Consider the following 18,136-nt stretch of genomic DNA (forward strand, 5'->3'; position numbering starts at 1 on the left):
TTTCGGTCTTGCTGCTCTGCGGGCATAGCGCTTCTGGTATCGGGTATACCACGGCACAATAACCCCATCAGCAAAGAGGAGACACATCATGGCTTACGCTTCCGCCCATCACAGCCATCACGACGGCCTTCTGTCGAGCATCGCCAAGGGTGTTACGGAATTCGCCAGCGCTTGGTTCTCGGCCACTCCGTTGTATATCGTATACCAAGCTGTCTCGTCCGGCACCTACGCCCCGGCGGCCGGCACCTCGACGCTCGACCTGCCGACGCTGATGCGCGAATGACCGGCGCCAGGGCCTTTCGGCCCCACGACGCGGCGGCCCGCCCATCCGGGCCGGAAAAAAGGACCGACTCCTCTGGAGCGGTCCTTTTTCGTTTTGCGCGCTGTTTTACCCGGCGACCGTGAAGGTCGCCGGCGGCTTGCCTTGGCGCTGGCGCTCCAGCATCGTCAGCAACGCCTGATCGAGCAGGCGCGTGTAGGCGTTCATGTCGAACAGCGGCCCGCCGTCGCGCTCGGCGCGCAGTCGGGTCCGAACCGCCTCCAGACCGGTGCGGTTGTTCGCCCAATGAAGAACCGCCCTTTCGTATTGCGCCAGGGACCCCGTCACGAAGTCAGGCAGGCCGGCGGTGTGGAGAAGGCTGGCGGCCACGCGCGATTGCAACGTGTGTCCCTGGCACGTCACCAGCGGAAGCCCGGCCCACAGCGCGTCGCTCGCCGTCGTGTGGGCACCGTAATGCAGGGTGTCCAGCATCAGGTCGGCGTTCTGGAGCCGGGACAGGTGATCCCCCAAGGTCGGCGCCCAGGGTGCGAAGACGATGCGGTCCGTGGCTATCCCTGCCGATTGGGCGGCTCGCAGCAGATTCTGCTCCGCCTCCGCGGTCGTCCGGGCAAGCCACAGCACCGCGTCTGGGATTTTGTGCAGCAACGCCATCCAGACGGCCCAGATCTCGGGTGTGATCTTGTAGGCGTTGTTGAAGCAGGCGAGCACGAAGCCGCCCGCCGGAAGACCGCAGGCCGGCCGCGGCGGTGCTGGCGGGACCCCATGACGCCGGTCCCGCGGCAGGAAACAGCGCGGCATCCGCGCGACCGCCTCGGTGAAGCCGCTTTCCAACTCCGGCGGCAGGGAGACGGGATCGGCGACGATGTAGTCGATCCATGGCGCCCCCATGGTGCCCGGATAGCCCAGGAACTGGGCCTGCACCGGTGCCGGCCGGGCGGCGAGGATGTGCGGCCGCGGGTGGCCGGTGTAGCCCTTGAGGTCGATCAGGATGTCGACGCCATCCCGACGGATCGTCTCGGCGGCCTCCTCCGCGGACAGCGAGTTGATGTCGATGAAGCGGTCGACGCCTTCGCGGATGCGGCCACGCTCGACGCTGTCGTCGTCCGGGCCATAGCTGTAGGCAAGCACGCGGAAGCGCGACCGGTCGTGCAGCGCCAGCACCTCCGCCAGCAGCTGCGCGACCGGGTGCTGGCGGAAATCGTTCGACAGGTAGGCGATGGTGGCGACGTCCGCTTTGCCGGGCTTCGTCTTCGGCCGCACCGGCTTCGACCGGATCGTCTGCGCGTGCGCCCGCGCCGCCGCCAGGAGCGACCGGGCGGAAACACGGTGGGACAGCATCATGGAGGCCTGGACCGGCGCGCCCTGCGCAGCGATGGAATCCAGCGCGACCGCGTCGTCGTCGAAGCTGGACCAGTCGCAGGACCGTTGCTTGGTCTGGATCAGCCCGACCGTCGCGGTCGGGTTCCCGGGCATGATCCTCAGCGCGCGGCGGTAGGCCTCTGCGGCGGCCGCCAGCTTGTCCTGCCCCTTGCGAGCGGTCCCCAGATTGAACCACACCGCCGGAGCGTTCGGCGCCACCGCCGCTGCCTGACGGCCCAAACGCTCCGCCTCCGCGAGGCGTCCCAGTTGGAACAGCACTGCCGAGAGGCTGAGCAGCGTGTCCGGACTCGCCGGATGCAGCGACCGCGCCTGCTCGAGCACCCCGGCGGCCCGGTCATAAGCGGCCATCCTGAACAGGGTGTTGCCGATGTTGAGCAGGATTCCGGGGTGATGCGGATCGCAACGACGCGCCCGCTCGAACGCGCTCATGGCGTCGTCGTAGCGCTGGCTTCCGAAGGCGGCGTTGCCGACCGCCGCATGGAGGTCCCGCCCGAACCCCGCGATCTGCGGAGTCAGGGCGGCGCCCCTGGTCGCCTGTTCGTACAACGCGACGGCGCGTGCCAAATCGCCTTTCTGGGCCAAGGCCAGGGCGTCCGACAGTTTGCGCATGTCCGGCGAAGGGCCGCCGGGATGCCTGTTCTTGTTCATGGTCGATGCAACCCGAATTGCGTCGTTTCGCACAACAGAACGGGCCGCGCCGCGATCGCCGCGGCCCGGTCCGCAAGAGCCGAACCGCCGGCGCGGAACGCTCCATTAGGTTATGCTAACGCGACGCCGCCCCGGGGAGCAGAGCGTTGTTGTCGGGCCTGCCTTTACACGCATGCCGTGCCCGGACCGTCAGGCGTCCCCGGCGATCTCCGCCAGAAGCTGGACCTGGAAGGACAGCAGGAAGGCCGCCCGCTCCTGCGCCCGCGCCCGGCCGGCCGGGGTCTGCATGGTGTTGGGAAGCAGCAGCAGCTTCGCCTTGAAATGGTCCAGCGCGTATTGCAGGTCGTCCAGCGGGCGGGTCTCGGCCATCGGGTCCTCGCCGTGGAACAGCGCCCGCTTCATCAGGCCGGAGGTGGCGAAGCAGCGGGCGATGCCGATGGCCCCCAGGCTTTCCAGCCGGTCGGCGTCCTGGACCAGCTTCGCCTCGATGGTCAGCGGCGGGATGCCGGCGGAGTAGCTGTGCGCCTCGATGGCGTGGCGGGTGGCGGGAATCAGCGCGTCCGGGAAGCCCATGCCGCGCAGAACCTCCTCCGCCCGGTCCGCCGACAGGCGGGAGGCGCGGCTGCGGTCCGGATGGTCCTTGGGCACGTTCACGATGTCGTGGAGCAGGGCCGCGGCCAGCACGACGAGCATATCGGGCGGCGGTCCGCCCTCCCGTTCGGCCTCCGCCGCGGCCAGAGCCTTGGCGGTGCGCCAAACGCGAAGAAGATGGTCGATGTCGTGGGCCGGGTCCTCGGCCGCGTTGGAACGCAGCCATGTGGTGATGGAGCTTTCCCAAACATCGACATCGCTGAGCACAACATCTTTTGGCATGAGCGCTCGTCCTCTTTCGTGCTTTTTACATAATATGGGGATGGGCAGGGCTGTTGTCCCGAAATCATTTGTGGGCGGGCATCCCCCACCCCGAATCGGGACTCCCAAATCAGGCCCCCCTTATCCGGAATGGTTGCGTCGCGCCGAATGCCCGATGACCACGGACCGTCCCGCCGTTAAGGTGACGCCCGCCCGGAACGGGCCGACCGACAGGCAGAGGGGAGACATGCAGCCGATCATTCAGGTGCGTGGGCTGGAAAAGACCTACGCCACCGGCTTCCAGGCGCTGAAGGGGGTCGATCTCGACATCCGCCGCGGCGAGATCTTCGCCCTGCTGGGACCGAACGGGGCCGGCAAGACGACGCTCATCAGCACCGTCTGCGGCATCGTCAACGCCACCGCGGGCACCGTGACGGTGGACGGGCACGACATCGTGCGCGACTGGCGCGCCGCGCGCTCGCTGATCGGCCTCGTCCCGCAGGAACTGACGACCGAGGCGTTCGAGAGCGTCTGGGCCACCGTCAGCTTCAGCCGCGGGCTGTTCGGCAGGCCGCCCGATCCCGCCCACATCGAGAAGGTGCTGAAGGACCTGTCCCTCTGGAACAAGAAGGACAGCAAGGTCATGGCGCTGTCCGGCGGCATGAAGCGCCGCGTGATGATCGCCAAGGCCCTGTCGCACGAGCCGCGCATCCTCTTCCTCGACGAGCCGACCGCCGGGGTGGACGTGGAGCTTCGCCGCGGCATGTGGGAGATGATCGGGCGGCTGCGCGACAGCGGCGTGACCATCATCCTGACCACCCACTACATCGAGGAGGCGGAGGAGATGGCCGACAGCATCGGCGTCATCTCCAACGGCCGCATCGTGCTGGTCGAGGACAAGGCCGCGCTGATGCGCAAGCTGGGCAAGCGGCTGCTGACCCTGCAGCTCCAGAACCCGCTGGAGTCCATCCCGGCGGAACTGGCCGGCTACCCCCTGACCCTGTCCGGCGACGGGCGGGAGCTGGTCTACAGCTTCGACACGCAGGACGACCAGACGGGCATCGCCCGGCTTCTCCGCAAGCTCGGCGACCACGGCATCGATTTCACGAACCTGCACACCGAGGAAAGCTCCCTCGAGGAGATCTTCGTCAGCCTTGTGAAGGAGCGGGCATGACCTCCCCCATCAACCTTCATGCGGTCAAGGCCATCTATCTGTTCGAGCTGGCCCGCACCTGGCGCACGCTGTTCCAGAGCATCGCGGCGCCGGTGATCTCGACCTCGCTCTACTTCATCGTCTTCGGGGCGGCCATCGGCGGGCGCTTCACGGCGGTGGACGGGGTGAGCTACGGCGCCTTCCTGGTGCCCGGCCTTGTCATGATGTCGGTGCTGACGGAAAGCGTGTCCAACGCCTCCTTCGGCATCTACATGCCGCGCTATTCCGGCACGATCTACGAGGTGCTGTCGGCCCCGATCTCGGCCTTCGAGACGGTGCTCGGCTATGTCGGGGCGGCGGCGACCAAGTCGATGATCCTCGGCGTGCTGATCCTGCTGACCGCCCGGCTGTTCGTCGATTACTCGATCCAGCACCCGGTCTGGATGGTCGCCTTCCTGGTGCTCACCTCGGTCACCTTCAGCCTGTTCGGCTTCATCCTGGGCGTCTGGGCGGACGGCTGGGAGAAGCTGCAGATCGTGCCGATCCTGGTCATCACGCCCCTGGCCTTCCTCGGCGGCAGCTTCTACTCGATCAGCATGCTGCCGCCGCTGTGGCAGAAGATCACCCTGTTCAACCCGGTCGTCTATCTGGTCAGCGGCTTCCGCTGGAGCTTCTACGGCCAGGCCGACGTGCCGGTGGGGATCAGCCTCGCCATGACCGCGCTGTTCCTGGCGCTCTGCCTGACGGCGGTCTGGTGGATCTTCCGCACCGGCTACAAGCTGAAGAACTGATCGGCACGGATGGCGGGGGTTATGCCCCGCCGTCCAGCATCCCGTGGGCGCGGTGCCACTCCTCCAGGGATGCCGGCGGGTAGTCGTCGCTGCGCTCGTCCCCCGGCCCGGCCTCGACCGGGACCCAGTTGGCCTTCGACCCCAGCATCATGTGGACGTGGGCCGGCGCCACCGGCAGGGGACTGTCGATGGCGCTGGCGAAGGGGTGGACCAGCTCCGGCCAGCGCGGGTCGATCACCCACAGGGCGGAGCCGCAGCGCGCGCAGAAGCGCCGCTCGCCGGGGCTTTCCTCGCCGTCGATGCGGGCGTGGAAGACGGAGATGTGCTCCGCCCCCGTCACCTCCAGCGTGTCGGCCTTGGCCCCCAGATTGATGGCGTAGCCGCCCCCGCCCGCCGTCTTGCGGCAGATCGAGCAGTAGCAGCGCAGGTAGGGGACCGGCGCGTAGGCGTCCACCGAGAATCGCACCGCGCCGCAGTGGCAGGACCCGTCGAGCTTCATCCGTCCTCTCCTCCCGTCCTCGGGCGCCCGGCTGCGGCGCCGCACCCGTCCAACCCGCCCGGTCCGGGAAAGTTTCCGGGGGGACGCCACCCTTACACGTCGACCACAGGGGCCATCGCCTCGGCCATCGCCAGCAGGGCGGCGTCCTGGAAACGCGGCGCCACCAGCTGCACCCCCACCGGAAGCCCGCGCGGCCCGCGGCCGCAGGGCATGGCGAGGCAGGGGACGTGCAGCACCGTCCAGATCGAATTGAAGATGTGGTCACCCGTGGTGTGCAGCCCCTCCGGCGCTTCGCCCGGCGCGGGCGGGGTCAGGATCACGTCGATGGACTCGAACAGGGCGGCGAAGCGCGGCCGGCAGGTGTCGGCCACGTCGTAGGCCTCGGTCAGGGTGCGCGCGGTGATGCCGTGGTTGTGCTCGCAATGGTCGGCCAGTTCGGGATGCAGCCGGTGGCGGTCGCTGATGTAAAGGTCGAGGAAGGATGCCCGCCCTTCGCCGCGGCGGATCACGTCCTGCACCTCGGCCAGGGTTGAGAACTCCTCCGGCAGTTCGAAGGGCACGACCACCGCGCCGGCCTCCTCCAGCCGCTTCGCGGCGAGCAGCAGCGCCGCCTCGCCCGCCGGCTCGATGCGCGACCAGACGGGGGAGCGGCAGAGCCCGACGCGCAGCCCCGCCAGGGTGACCGGCGGCGTCTTGCCCATGCCCTCCAGCTGGAACGCTTCGGCCATCAGCGCGAGGTCGGCGACCGAACGCCCGTACCAGCCGAGCGTGTCGAGGGACACCGCGTAGTGCTTCATCCCCTCGCGGCTGACCACGCCCCAGGTCGGCTTGAAGCCGTAGATGCCGTTGAAGGCGGCGGGGCGGATGTGCGAACCGCCGGTCTGGGTGCCGAAAGCCAGCGGCACATGCCGGTCCCCCACCGCCGCCCCCGACCCGGAGGAGGAGCCGCCCGGCGTGTGGGCGAAGTTGACCGGGTTGCGCGTCGCCGCCTTGCGCCCGCCGGAGGCGAACTCCACCGTGTCGGTCTTGCCCAGCAGGATTCCCCCGGCGCTGCGCGCGATGGCCACGCAGGCGGCGTCGCGGGCCGGTCGGTGACCCTGGAAGATCGGCGAGTTCTGGGTGGTCGGCAGGTCGGCGGTGTCGATCACGTCCTTCACGCCGAAGGGCAGGCCGTGCAGCGGGCCGGCGGCGGGGCGCTTGTCGGCCTCCCGCGCGGCGGCCAGCGCCAGGGCGGGATCGACGGTGATCCAGGCGCGCACCTGCGGATCGCGGTCTTCGATCCGCTCCAGGCAGGAGCGGACCAGCGCCTCGCTGGTCAGTCGGCCGTCGCGGATGGCGTGGGCGGCCTCGCTGGCCGTGAGTTCGAACGGTTCCATGGCGGGTCCTTTCGGTGAGTCAGGCGGGCCGGAGACTCGAAGGGGAAGGGCGGGGCGCTGGCGGTGGTGGTCGGTCGCCGCCTGGAAGGCCGCCCCGGCGCGGAAGACCAGCGGCTCGTCGAACCAGCGCCCGACGATCTGCATGCCCACCGGCATCCCGTCGCCGTCGAAGCCGCAGGGCACCGACATGGCGGGCAGGCCGAGCGCGCCGAAGCCGTAGGTGAAGCGGCTGACCGCCCGCGTCGCCTCGATCATGTCGCCGCTGTCGTAGATGCGCGGGGCCACGATGGGGGTGGTTGGGGTGAGGATCAGGTCCACCCGCTCGAACAGCGTGCGGAACCGCAGCTTCCAGGAGGCCAGCCAGCGCCGCGATTCCGCGTACTGCACGCCGCTCACCGGCAGGCCGAGCTGCAGGCGGCGCAGCACCTCCGGCCCGATGGACTCCGGCGCGGTTTCCATCTTGTCGAGGTGATACTGCGCCATGTCGGCGACGAGCAGCGAGAAGGCGGTGCGGGCCTGCGCCACCTCCGCGTCCTCGATGGTGACGTCGACCAGGACGGCGCCGGCCTTCTCCAGCACCGCCGCCGCGGCGCGCACCCGCTCCGCCACCGCGGGCTGGAGGGCGTCGAAGTAGAAGTTGCGCGGCAACCCGATGCGCGTGCCGGCGATCCCCGCCTTCAAGTCCGGCAGGAAATTGCCGAGCGGGGCGTCGACCGAATTCGGGTCCTCCGGGTCGTAACCGGCGATGGCGGCGAAGGCGCGCGCCACGTCGGCGACGGAGTAGGCCAGCGGGCCGACGGTGTCGAAATCGACGCTGCACGGGATCATGCCGGTGTTGGACACCCGGCCGACGCTGGGCCGCAGCCCGACCACCCCGCAGAGTGCCGCCGGGATGCGGATGGAGCCGCCGGTGTCGGTGCCGATGGAGACCCGGCACAGCCCGGCGGCGACCGAGGCCGCGGACCCGCCGCTCGACCCGCCGGGCACCCGTCCGGTGTCCCAGGGATTCCGGCAGGGGCCGTGATGCTCGTTCTGGTTCGTCGAGCCCAGGCAGAATTCGGACAGGTTGTTGCGTCCGACCAGGATGGCCCCGGCGTCGCGCAGGCGGCGGATCAGCGGGGCGTCCCGATGCCCCATCCGGGCGAAGCGGCCGGAGGAGCCGTAGCTGGTCGTCTCCCCGGCCAGTTCGAAGCAGTCCTTGACGGTGACCGTCACCCCGTCCAGCAAGCCGGGCCAGTCGCCGGCCGCCCGCGCCTCGTCCTGCGCCCGCGCCCGGCGGATCGCCCCGTCGGCGTCCACCGCCAGCAGGGCGTTGACAATCGGGTTCAGGCTTTCGATGCGGGCGAGGCGGGCGCGGGTTTCCGCCTCGCTGGCGCCGGGCATGGAAGGGCTGCCGCCGCCGGACCGGGCCGGATGCGTTGTCGAAAGATCGGACATGCGTTGCTGCTTTCCGCTCGCGTGCCGGATGGCTTCGGACGAACTGCTCCGGCGACGGCCTGTTGAAGTCGCTTGGTTGCGCTTGGGTGTGGAACCGCCGGGTCAGGCGGCGTCCGCCAGCGCCAGATGGGCGATGACCGCATCCAGCGGCATCACGTCGGCGTATTTCTTGCCCATGTCGAACAGGTTGGCGCGGTGCGGCTCCTCAGCCCGGTCGCCGACGCACTCCTCCACGATGATCGGGCGCAGCCCGTGGGCGGAGGCGTCGATCACGCTGGCCCGCACGCAGCCCGAGGTCGTGCAGCCGGTGACCAGCAGCGTGTCGACCGCGTTCGCCCGCAGCCAGGACGACAGGGCGGTGCCGAAGAAGGCCGAGGCGTGCTGCTTGCGCACGATGAACTCGTTGGGCAGCGGCGCGACCTCCGGAGCGAAGGCGACGTCCGGGGAATTGGCGGTCAGGGTCAGCAGCGACGGAATCTTCTCGCCGAACGGGCCGATGCCGCCCGGAGCCTCCGGCGCGATGAAGCAGGCATGGGCGATTGGCATGCCCAAGGGGCGGACATGTCCGAGCAACTTTCCCGTGGCGGTGATGGCGCTGTTGATGTTGAAGCCGCCGAAGGCGTCCTCGCGCGTGAAACCGATCTGGAAGTCGATGACGAGGAGGGCGCACTTGCGGCCAAAGCCGAGCGGCTTGCCGATGCCCTGGCGCTCGTAGATGGAAAGATCGCTCATTTCAGGAGGTTCCTTCTTCCGCTGCTGCGCCGCATCACGGGCGCCCAATCAGCATACAACGAGGTATTTTTGCATTCAAAGTCCATAGTTTCACCATTTCAAACCTGCCTCTGCCCGCCTTTTGCGCAGATATGCATATTGCTGTATTCATAAGCAATGCCACGAAATACATCGCTAAATACCTGATTTAGAATGATTTATAGGCGGCCTGCGACAGTCCGTCGCAGGGTGGCACGATTCCTGCGAATTTGGTCGGGCATAAGGGTCCAGCGCAGATTGTGTGCAAAAATAGACCGGACAAATCTTGGCGCTGCCCGTAAAATCTTTGACACAGAGGAGCAGGCTTATGGACGGGATCAATCGCAAGGAACGGGCCGGCCAGATCGAGCGGAGCGGCGTCAACCGCCGCCAGTTCGGCACGTTGCTGGCCGCCGGCGCCCTGGTGGCGGGCAGCGGCTGGCCTCTGCCGGCGTCGGCGGCACCGCCGGTCCTGCGGGTGCGCATCGGCAGCGACATCGGCAACCTGGATCCCGCCCGCATTTTCCAGATCGAGAACCAGACGGTCGCCACCCAGATCTTCAACGGGCTGGTCAAGTACGACGAGGCGAGCAACGCCATCGTCCCCGACCTCGCCACCGGCTGGGACATCTCCGGCGACGGCACCGTCTACAGCTTCGCCCTGCGCAGCGGCGTCACCTGGCACAAGGGCTTCGGCCCCTTCACCTCCGACGACGTGAAGTTCTCGTTCGAGCGCGTGCTCGACCCGCAGACCGGCAGCAGCTACAGCGGGCAGCTCGCCTCCATCAAGTCCATCGAGACGCCGTCCCCCGACAAGGTGGTCATCACGCTGAAGGAGCCGAATTCCGGCTTCCTGCACAAGGTGTCGGCCTTCAACCAGGGCTGGATCGTCAGCCGCAAGGCGCTGGGCGAGATCGGCGACAAGGCCTTCGCGCTGAACCCCATCGGGACCGGCCCCTTCGTGTTCCAGAACTGGGCGCCGGGCCGCGAGGTGAAGCTGTCCGCCAACAAGGACTATTTCGCGGGCGCGCCCAAGGTCGAGGAGGTGCAGTTCCGCGTCATCAAGGACGAGACGGCGGCGGCCATCGCCCTGGAGAACGGCGAGATCGACATCTTCTTCGGCCTGCAGCAGCCGGAGGTCATCCAGCGCCTGAAGGGCGGCGGGCTGGTCACCGTGCTCGACCGCGACGCCAACCACACGATCAACCTCGTCCTCAACACCTCGATCAAGCCGCTGGGCGACGTGCGGGTGCGGCAGGCGATCCACCACGCCATCAACCGCAAGGCGCTGATCGACGGTTTCTTCAAGGGCACCAAGTCGGAGGCGAGCGGCGTCCTGACCTCCTCCTTCCAGGAATTCACCGATCAGGTCCCGCTGTTCCCCTACGACCCGGCGAAGGCCAAGGCGCTGCTCAAGGAGGCCGGTGTGGGGTCCTTCACGCTGGACCTCGTGGCGCCGGGCGCCAACCCCTACGACAAGATCGTCGTGCCGATCGCCAGCGACCTCGCCGCCGTGGGCATCGACGCCAAGATCAAGGTGCTGGAGCGCGGCGCCTACCTCCAGGCGCGCAACAAGGGCACGGTCCCGACCTGCATCACCGGCGTCGTCGGCGCCCCCGACCCGGACAGCCCGATCCTGTCGCTGTTCGCCAAGTCCTCCTTCCCGCCGGGCCTCAACACCGCCCATTACGAGGGCATCGAGGACATGATCGCCGCCGCCCGGCAGGCCCAGGGCGACGCCGCCCGCAAGGAGGTCTACGGGAAGATCCAGGCCAAGGTGATGGGCGACGTGCCGGTGGTCCCGCTCTACGCCGACCACCTGTTCATCGCCCATACCAAGAAGGTCTCCGGCTTCGTCCAGAACTCCCTGTTCACGATGAGCGCCTATCCGGTCTCGCTGCTGGAGGCGTGACGATGGACCGGCTTCTTCGCCAACTCTCGCAGCTCGCGATCACGGTGTTCGGCATCGTGACCGTGACCTTCTTCCTGGTCCGGATGATCCCCGGCGACCCCGCCCAGTACATGCTGGGCGACTACGCCACCGAGGAGGCGCTGGCGACTCTGCGCGCCCAGCTCGGCCTCGACCAGCCAGTCTACGTGCAGTACGGGCTCTACGTGCTGCGCGCCGTCACCGGGGATTTCGGATCGTCGGTGGTCACCGGCCGCCCGGCGCTGGAGGAGATCCTGTTCAGCCTCCCGGACTCCGCGATCCTGGCCTTCGCCGGCCTCGCGGTGGCGGTGGCGATCGGCATCCCGCTCGGCATTCTCACCGCGGAGCGGCAGGGATCGTGGAGCGACATGCTCATCATGATCGTGGCGCTGTTCGGCATCTCCTTCCCGGTCTTCTGGCTCGGCCTCGCCTCCGTCCTGCTGTTCTCGCAGGAGCTGAAATGGTTCCCGGCGCTGGGGGCCAGCTCGGGCGGCGGGTTCCTCACCCACCTGCACCATCTGGTGCTTCCGGCGGGCGTGCTGGGCATCTCGGTCGCCGCCTACATCACCCGCCTGACCCGCTCGGCGATGCTGGAGGTGCTGGGCCAGGACTGCATCCGCGTCGCCCGCGCGATGGGCGTGCCGGAGCGCCGGGTGGTGTGGCGGCTGGCGCTGAAGAACGCGCTGGTGCCGATCCTCGCCATCGTCGGGGTGACCTTCGCCTGGTCGCTGGGCAGCGCCATCCTGATCGAGGTGGTGTTCAGCCGGCCCGGCATCGGCTCGATGATCCTGAAGGCGGTCTCGGCCCGCGACTACCAGCTCGTCCAGGCGGGCGTGCTGGTGCTGGCCGTGGCCGTCGTCCTCGTCAATAGCCTGCTCGACCTCGCCTACGGGCTGGTCGATCCGCGCCTGTCCACACGGTGACACATGGCAGCCACAGCAACCCTCTCCGCGTCCGCTTCGGCGCGGCGGTCGTCCCTGATGCGCTATTTCCGCCATCCGGGCTTCCTGATCGGCGTGATCCTGCTGACCCTGCTGCTGATCGTGGCGGTGGCGGCCCCCTGGATCGCCCCGATGTCGCCGCTCGAAACCGACCTCGCCAACACGCTGGCCCCGCCCTCGGCCGCGCATCTCCTGGGCACCGACCAGTTCGGGCGCGACGTGCTGTCCCGCCTGATCTGGGGCACCCGCATCTCCCTCCAGGTCGCCGTCGCGGTGATGGCTCTGTCGCTGTCGCTGGGGATGGTGATCGGCGCGGTCGCCGGCTTCTTCGGCGGCTGGGTCGAGCGGGTGACCGTCTCGATCATCGACATCCTGCTGGCCTTTCCCGGCTTCCTGCTGGCGCTGGCCCTGGTGGCGGCCCGCGGCTCCTCGCTGGAGTTGGTCATCATCGCGGTGGCGCTGGCCTTCACGCCGCGGGTCGCCGCGGTGATGCGGGCGGTCGTCCTGACGATCAAGCCGCGCACCTACGTCGAGGCGTCCCGGGCCATCGGCATGGGCACGATGCGGCTGCTGTTCCTGCACGTCGTGCCGAACAGCCTGCCGCCGGTGATCGTGGTCGCCACGGTCAGCGCCGCCACCGCCATCCTGGCGGAAGCGGGCTTGAGCTTCCTCGGCCTCGGGGTCCAGCCGCCGGCCCCGACCTGGGGCAACGTCATCGCCGACGGGCAGAGCTTCCTGGCCTCCAACCCGCTGATCTCGCTGTCGGCGGGGATCTGCATCGCGGTGATGGTGGTCGCCCTGAACCTGCTGGGGGACGGCCTGCGCGACACGCTCGACCCGCAGATGCGCCGCTCCTCCGGACGCGTGCTGTGAGGACGCCCCCCATGCCAAACAAGGCCATGCCGAACCTTCACCCCGTGGCGCCGGCGGCTCCCATCGCCTCCGCCACGGCCCCCCGCCCGGTCGCGCTGGAGCTGCGCGATCTGACCACGGTCTTTCCCGGCGACGACGGACCGGTCACCGTCATCGACGGCGTGTCGCTCGCCGTGCGGGCCGGCGGCACGCTGGCGGTGGTCGGCGAGTCCGGATCGGGCAAGTCGATGACCTTCCTCTCCGCGCTCGGCCTCGTCGCGGCACCCGGCCGCGTCCGCCGCGGCGAGGTGCGGATCGACGGTGCCGACATCCTGCACCAGCCGCCGGAGCGGCTGCGCCGCCTGCGCGGGGCGGTCATTTCGATGATCTTCCAGGACCCGCTGACCGCGCTGAACCCCGTCTTCACCATCGGCGAGCAGATCGTCGAGGTGCTGCGGGCGCACCAGCGCATCGGCCGCGCCGCCGCCCGCGCCCGCGCCATCGAACTGTTGGCCCGCGTCCAGATCCCCGACCCGGCGCGGCGGGTGGACGACTACCCGCACCAGCTCAGCGGCGGGCAGCGCCAGCGCGTGCTGATCGCCATGGCCATCGCCCTGTCGCCGAAGATCCTGATCGCCGACGAGCCGACCACGGCGCTCGACGTGACGGTGCAGGCGCAGATCCTCGACCTGCTCGCCGACCTCCAGGCGGAGACCGGCATGGCGCTGGTCCTCATCACCCACGACCTCGGGCTGGTCGCCAGATACGCCGACGACGTGGCGGTGATGTACGCCGGGCGGCTGGTCGAGACCGGCTCCATGGAGGAGGTTTTCACCAGGCCCCGCCACCCCTACACCCGCGCGCTGTTCCGCAGCATTCCCCGCCTCGACGGCCCGGTGGACGAGGAGCTTCCGGCCATCGAGGGCCAGCCGCCCAACGTCGCCCGGCTGCCGCCCGGCTGCGCCTTCGAGCCGCGCTGCACGGTCGGCCGCGGGCGGGCGGACTGCTGCACCCGGCGGCCGCTGCCGCTGGCCGGCGACCGCTCCGGCCACCGCAGCGCCTGTTTCCACGAAGACCTGCCCGACCGGAAGGAGGCCAGCCGATGAGCGACACCCTCTCCGCACCCCCTCCGGCCCTGGAACTCGTCGACGCCACCCGCGTCTTCACCCGCCGCGGCGGCCTGTTCAAGGCGGCCGGCAAGGCGGTGCGGGCGGTGGACGGCGTGTCGCTGACCATCCGCGCCGGCGAAACCCTCGGCCTCGTCGGCGAGAGCGGCAGCGGCAAGAGCACGCTGGGCCGCCTTGCCCTGCGGCTGGTCGAGCCGACCAGCGGGCGGCTGCTGGTCGACGGGCGCGACGTGACCGGCGTGTCGAAGGCCGAGATGCAGGCGATGCGGCGCGACATCCAGATGGTCTTCCAGGACCCCTACGGATCGCTCGACCCCCGCGTCACCATCGGCCAGAGCATCGCCGAGCCGCTGAAGGTCCATGGCCTGTGGGACAGCGACGGGCCGCAGAAGGTCGCCGGGGTGATGAGCCTCGTCGGGCTCGACCCCTCGCACGCCGACCGCTACCCGCACCAGTTCTCCGGCGGCCAGCGCCAGCGCATCGGCATCGCCCGCGCCCTGACGCTCGACCCCAAGATCCTGGTGCTGGACGAGCCGGTGTCGGCGCTCGACGTGTCGATCCAGGCGCAGATCATCAACCTGCTCCAGCGCATCCAGCGGGAACGCGGGCTGTCCTACCTGTTCATCGCCCACGATCTGGCGGTGGTCCGCCACGTCAGCCACCGCATCGCCGTGATGTATCTCGGCAAGGTCGTGGAGATGGCGGAGCGCGACAACCTCTACCGCCGGCCGCTGCATCCCTACACCGTCTCGCTGCTGGCGGCGGTGCCCATCGCCGACGTGCGGATGCGCAACCGACGCCGCACCTCGGTGACGATGGGCGAGATCGGCTCGGCCACCAACGTGCCGCCGGGCTGCCGCTTCCACCCGCGCTGCTATAGGGCGCGGCTGGTCGCCGCGGCGGGCGGCGGGCCCACCGAGCGCAGCGGCGACGCCCTGCTGCCGCGCGCCTGCCTGATCGACCAGCCCGCGTTGAAAGCCTGCGGCGGCGCCGATCAAGTCGCCTGCCACTTCCCCGAAACACCGGAAACCCGCTCCGAGGTCGCCACGGCGGTCCTTCAGGACATCGGCTATCCGCCCATCCGCCCCATCACCCTGTAATCGGCCCCCTGCAATCGGCTTAAGGATCATCCTATGTTCAGCGTCACCGACGAACTCAAGGACAACTATTCCGGCGTCTTCCAGAACCGGATCGGCTTTGGGCGGAAGGCCGCCATCATTTCCATCGACTTCATCGACTTCTACACCCAGCCCGGCGCTCCCTTCTTCGGGCAGGGGGTGGTGGACGCGACGATCGCCAGCGTGCCGCTCTACGCCGCCGCCCGCCGCGCCGGCCTGCCGGTCATCTACACCAAGGTCGTCTATGACGCGGCCGGGACCGAGGGCGGCATGTTCGTCAAGAAGATCCCGGCGCTGCGCGCCTTCACCGCCGACAACCCGCTGGCCGAGTTCGACGCCCGCGTGACGCCGGAGCCGCAGGACGTCGTGCTGGTCAAGCACCATTCCTCCGCCTTCTTCGGCACGCCGCTCAGCACCATGCTGCGCGTGATGGAGTGCGACACGGTGATCCTCACCGGCTGCTCGACCAGCGGCTGCGTGCGGGCCACGGCGGTGGACGCGGTGTCCCACGGCTTCCGCGTCATCGTCCCCGCCGAATGCGTGGGCGACCGCCACCAGGCCCCGCACGATTCCGCCCTGTTCGACATGAACGCCAAGTACGGCGACGTGCTGCCGGTGGCGGAGGTGATGGCCTACGTCGAGAAGCAGGCCGAGGCCGTGGCCGCCTGATCCCTCCCAACCGCCTCTGACCCCATCCGAACTGTCCATCCGAACTTTATGGAGCGGTGGCGCGCCCGCGGCCGACCGGCGGGCGCGCCCCTGAGCAATCTGCCGACATGATGCCCCTTTCCAATCCCCTCCAGTGGTGCCTGCTGGTGGGGGCGACCCTCCTGTTCACCGCCCTGTTCATGGTGGCCGGCCTTCCCGGCGCGACGCTGCTCGGCCCGATGGCGGCGGCGATCCTGCTGGGGGTGCGCGGCGCCTCCATCGAGCTGCCCAAGCGCTTCTCCTGGCTGGCCCAGGCGCTGACGGGGGGTGTCGTCGCCCGGTCCATGGACGTGACCATCCTGCATGACGTGGCGCTGCACTGGTTTCCCATGCTGATGGCGCTGTCCACGATGCTGGCCGGCGCGGTGCTGGTCGGCTGGCTGCTGGAACGGTCGGGCCGCTTTCCCGGCGGCACCGCCCTGTGGGGAACCATGCCGGGCGCCGCCCCGGCGATGATCGCCATGGCCGGCGATTTCGGCGGCGATCCGCGCTTCGTCGCCGTGATGCAGTATCTGCGGGTGATCGTGGTCGTCGTCCTGGCCTCGCTCGTCTGCCATTTCCTGCTGGGCAGCGTTCCCACGCCAATCGGCGTTCCGGGCGCCGTTCCCGGTGCCGTTCCCGCGCCATCGGCCTCCGTCGCCTCGACGCTGGCGCTGGTGGCGGTCGCGCTGGCCGGCGGGTGGGCCGGCACCGTGACACGGCTTCCGGCGGGGCCGCTGCTCGGCCCGATCCTGCTCGGCGGCACCCTCAACATGACCGGGCTGGTGGTGCTGGATTCGCCGTCCTGGCTGATCGCCGTCGCCTTCACGATCATCGGCTGGACGACCGGCCTGCGCTTCCGGCGGGAGTTGCTGCGCGATCTGGTGGCGTCGGTGCCGCTGATGCTGCTGTCCACCTTCGGTCTGGTGGCGATGTCGCTCGGCTCCGCCTGGCTGCTGGTCACGCTCACCGGCAAGGACCCGCTGACCGCCTATCTGGCGACCAGCCCCGGCGGGTTGGATTCGGTGACGGTGGTGGCGTTGGGCAGCGCCGCCGACGTGCCCTTCATCCTCACCCTGCAGACTTTGCGGCTGTTCGGGACGATCCTGATGAGCGTTCTGCTTGTGCGATTCCTGCGCCGCCGATAGAACGCAATCCCTTGCCCCGCCATTTTCCAACCGCCGGCGCCCGACGCCCCGGCCGGAGGACACCGTGACCCCGTTCAGCGATGAGAAGGCGACCGGGACCGTCCGGTCCGAGCAGGTCGGCTCCATCATGACCGCCCTGCGCAACCGGGTGCTGGAGGGCAAGCTGCTCCCCGGCACCAAGCTGAAGGAGGCGGAGCTGGCCGCCCAGTTCGGCGTATCGCGGACCCCGATCCGCGAGGCGCTGGTGGCGGCGGAGCGGGAAGGGCTGGTCACCTACGAGACCAACCGCGGCTACACGGTGCGCCAGTTCACCCGGCGCGATCTTCTGGAGAGCTATGAGATGCGCAGCCTCCTGGAGGGGCACGGCTGCCGCATCGTGGCGGAGCGCGGCCTGCCGCTCGACGTGGAGCGGGCGCTGCGCAACGGCCTCGACCGCGCCGAGGCGCTGATATCCGGCGACAGCCCGCTGGAGGGAGAGGCGCTGGAGCAGTGGCGCCTGTTGAACCAGCGCTTCCACACCACCCTGATGGGGCTGGTGCCGAGCGGGCTGTTCAACCGCTCCTTCCAGACCGTCTACCGGGTCCCGAAGATCTACGACGTCCTGGAGATGGAGAAGGACGGCCCCACCCTGCGCCAGTACAACGAGGAGCACCGCCGCATCCTCGACGCCATCGCCCGCCGCCAGAGCGGGCGGGTGGAGTTCCTGATGCGGGAGCATCTCCAGGGGCCGTGCGATTTGCTTCTCCGCCGGATGGATGAGGCGCCGGGCGGCTGAGGGGGCGTGTTGCTGTGCTGACGGTGCCCCCTCCCTAACCCTCCCCCTCTACGAGGTGGAGGGGAGTGCCGCCGCTTCGCAAAAGGCACCCTCTCCCGCGAAGCGGGGGAGGGCCGGGGTGGGGGAAACCCTGCCATTTCATGCACTTACCGACCCACCATATACGCGTCGTATATTCCACGCCCCCCACCACCCCCCTCGAATCTATACGCGCATCGGGCGCAGCCTGATCGTGCCGGACACAGCCGTGCCGGCATCCGATCCACGCTGACGCGCGTCCAACTGTCAGGACGCGCCCCGGAGGCAACCATGCTGGACATCATCGCGCTGGCGATCACCGCGGCCTTCTTCGCCGCGTCCATCGCCTATGTGCACGCCTGCGACCGCTTGTG

General features: G+C 69.3%; 16 protein-coding genes. 11 read left to right on the forward strand and 5 right to left on the reverse strand.

Going from position 1 to position 18,136, the window contains the following annotated elements:
* The first annotated feature begins 88 nt into the window (after positions 1-88).
* Positions 89-283: a hypothetical protein gene (locus ACWPN7_RS33020; protein WP_103040780.1), complete on the forward strand. Its 195-nt coding sequence runs from the start codon at positions 89-91 to the stop codon at positions 281-283.
* Positions 284-388: 105 nt separating this feature from the next.
* On the opposite strand, the gene ACWPN7_RS33025 is transcribed toward ACWPN7_RS33020, so the two are convergent.
* The gene (locus ACWPN7_RS33025) at positions 389-2,308 is read right to left on the reverse strand and encodes an O-linked N-acetylglucosamine transferase, SPINDLY family protein (RefSeq protein ID WP_492273732.1); all 1,920 of its coding nucleotides are present in this window, start codon (positions 2,306-2,308) and stop codon (positions 389-391) included.
* A gap of 189 nt (positions 2,309-2,497) precedes the next feature.
* Complete coding sequence (locus ACWPN7_RS33030) at positions 2,498-3,181, reverse strand: HD domain-containing protein (protein WP_145704657.1); 684 nt, start codon at positions 3,179-3,181, stop codon at positions 2,498-2,500.
* Between the two features lie 226 nt (positions 3,182-3,407).
* On the opposite strand from ACWPN7_RS33030, the gene ACWPN7_RS33035 reads away from it, so the two are divergent.
* Both ACWPN7_RS33035 and ACWPN7_RS33040 read left to right on the forward strand, forming a co-directional pair.
* Entirely contained in the window at positions 3,408-4,334 is a 927-nt protein-coding gene (locus ACWPN7_RS33035; protein ID WP_451995049.1) for an ABC transporter ATP-binding protein, read from the forward strand.
* Complete coding sequence (locus ACWPN7_RS33040; RefSeq protein ID WP_200478491.1) at positions 4,331-5,104, forward strand: ABC transporter permease; 774 nt, start codon at positions 4,331-4,333, stop codon at positions 5,102-5,104. The genes ACWPN7_RS33035 and ACWPN7_RS33040 overlap by 4 nt, the downstream gene beginning before the upstream one ends.
* Before the next feature lie 19 nt (positions 5,105-5,123).
* Here ACWPN7_RS33040 and ACWPN7_RS33045 read toward each other — a convergent pair whose 3' ends face one another.
* From ACWPN7_RS33045 to ACWPN7_RS33055, 3 genes are all read right to left on the reverse strand, one after another.
* Positions 5,124-5,603: a GFA family protein gene (locus tag ACWPN7_RS33045; RefSeq protein ID WP_451995051.1), complete on the reverse strand. Its 480-nt coding sequence runs from the start codon at positions 5,601-5,603 to the stop codon at positions 5,124-5,126.
* Positions 5,604-5,695: 92 nt separating this feature from the next.
* Complete coding sequence (locus tag ACWPN7_RS33050; protein ID WP_492273733.1) at positions 5,696-8,416, reverse strand: amidase; 2,721 nt, start codon at positions 8,414-8,416, stop codon at positions 5,696-5,698.
* A gap of 102 nt (positions 8,417-8,518) precedes the next feature.
* Entirely contained in the window at positions 8,519-9,148 is a 630-nt protein-coding gene (locus ACWPN7_RS33055; RefSeq protein WP_492273734.1) for an isochorismatase family protein, read from the reverse strand.
* Between the two features lie 346 nt (positions 9,149-9,494).
* Here ACWPN7_RS33055 and ACWPN7_RS33060 point away from each other — a divergent pair, with 346 nt between their 5' ends.
* From ACWPN7_RS33060 to ACWPN7_RS33095, 8 genes are all read left to right on the forward strand, one after another.
* Complete coding sequence (locus ACWPN7_RS33060; RefSeq protein ID WP_459197464.1) at positions 9,495-11,078, forward strand: ABC transporter substrate-binding protein; 1,584 nt, start codon at positions 9,495-9,497, stop codon at positions 11,076-11,078.
* A 2-nt stretch (positions 11,079-11,080) separates the two neighbouring features.
* Complete coding sequence (locus ACWPN7_RS33065; RefSeq protein ID WP_014242069.1) at positions 11,081-12,019, forward strand: ABC transporter permease; 939 nt, start codon at positions 11,081-11,083, stop codon at positions 12,017-12,019.
* Positions 12,020-12,022: 3 nt separating this feature from the next.
* Complete coding sequence (locus ACWPN7_RS33070; protein WP_492273735.1) at positions 12,023-12,910, forward strand: ABC transporter permease; 888 nt, start codon at positions 12,023-12,025, stop codon at positions 12,908-12,910.
* Between the two features lie 11 nt (positions 12,911-12,921).
* Entirely contained in the window at positions 12,922-13,995 is a 1,074-nt protein-coding gene (locus ACWPN7_RS33075) for an ABC transporter ATP-binding protein (RefSeq protein ID WP_459197463.1), read from the forward strand.
* Complete coding sequence (locus ACWPN7_RS33080) at positions 13,992-15,116, forward strand: ABC transporter ATP-binding protein (protein WP_459197462.1); 1,125 nt, start codon at positions 13,992-13,994, stop codon at positions 15,114-15,116. The genes ACWPN7_RS33075 and ACWPN7_RS33080 overlap by 4 nt, the downstream gene beginning before the upstream one ends.
* A gap of 33 nt (positions 15,117-15,149) precedes the next feature.
* Positions 15,150-15,803: an isochorismatase family protein gene (locus ACWPN7_RS33085; protein ID WP_040136979.1), complete on the forward strand. Its 654-nt coding sequence runs from the start codon at positions 15,150-15,152 to the stop codon at positions 15,801-15,803.
* Between the two features lie 107 nt (positions 15,804-15,910).
* Positions 15,911-16,969: an AbrB family transcriptional regulator gene (locus ACWPN7_RS33090; RefSeq protein ID WP_459197461.1), complete on the forward strand. Its 1,059-nt coding sequence runs from the start codon at positions 15,911-15,913 to the stop codon at positions 16,967-16,969.
* A gap of 64 nt (positions 16,970-17,033) precedes the next feature.
* The gene (locus tag ACWPN7_RS33095) at positions 17,034-17,744 is read left to right on the forward strand and encodes a GntR family transcriptional regulator (RefSeq protein WP_459197460.1); all 711 of its coding nucleotides are present in this window, start codon (positions 17,034-17,036) and stop codon (positions 17,742-17,744) included.
* Positions 17,745-18,136: the final 392 nt, after the last annotated feature.

The organism is Azospirillum sp. UENF 312511 (genome assembly GCF_058780635.1).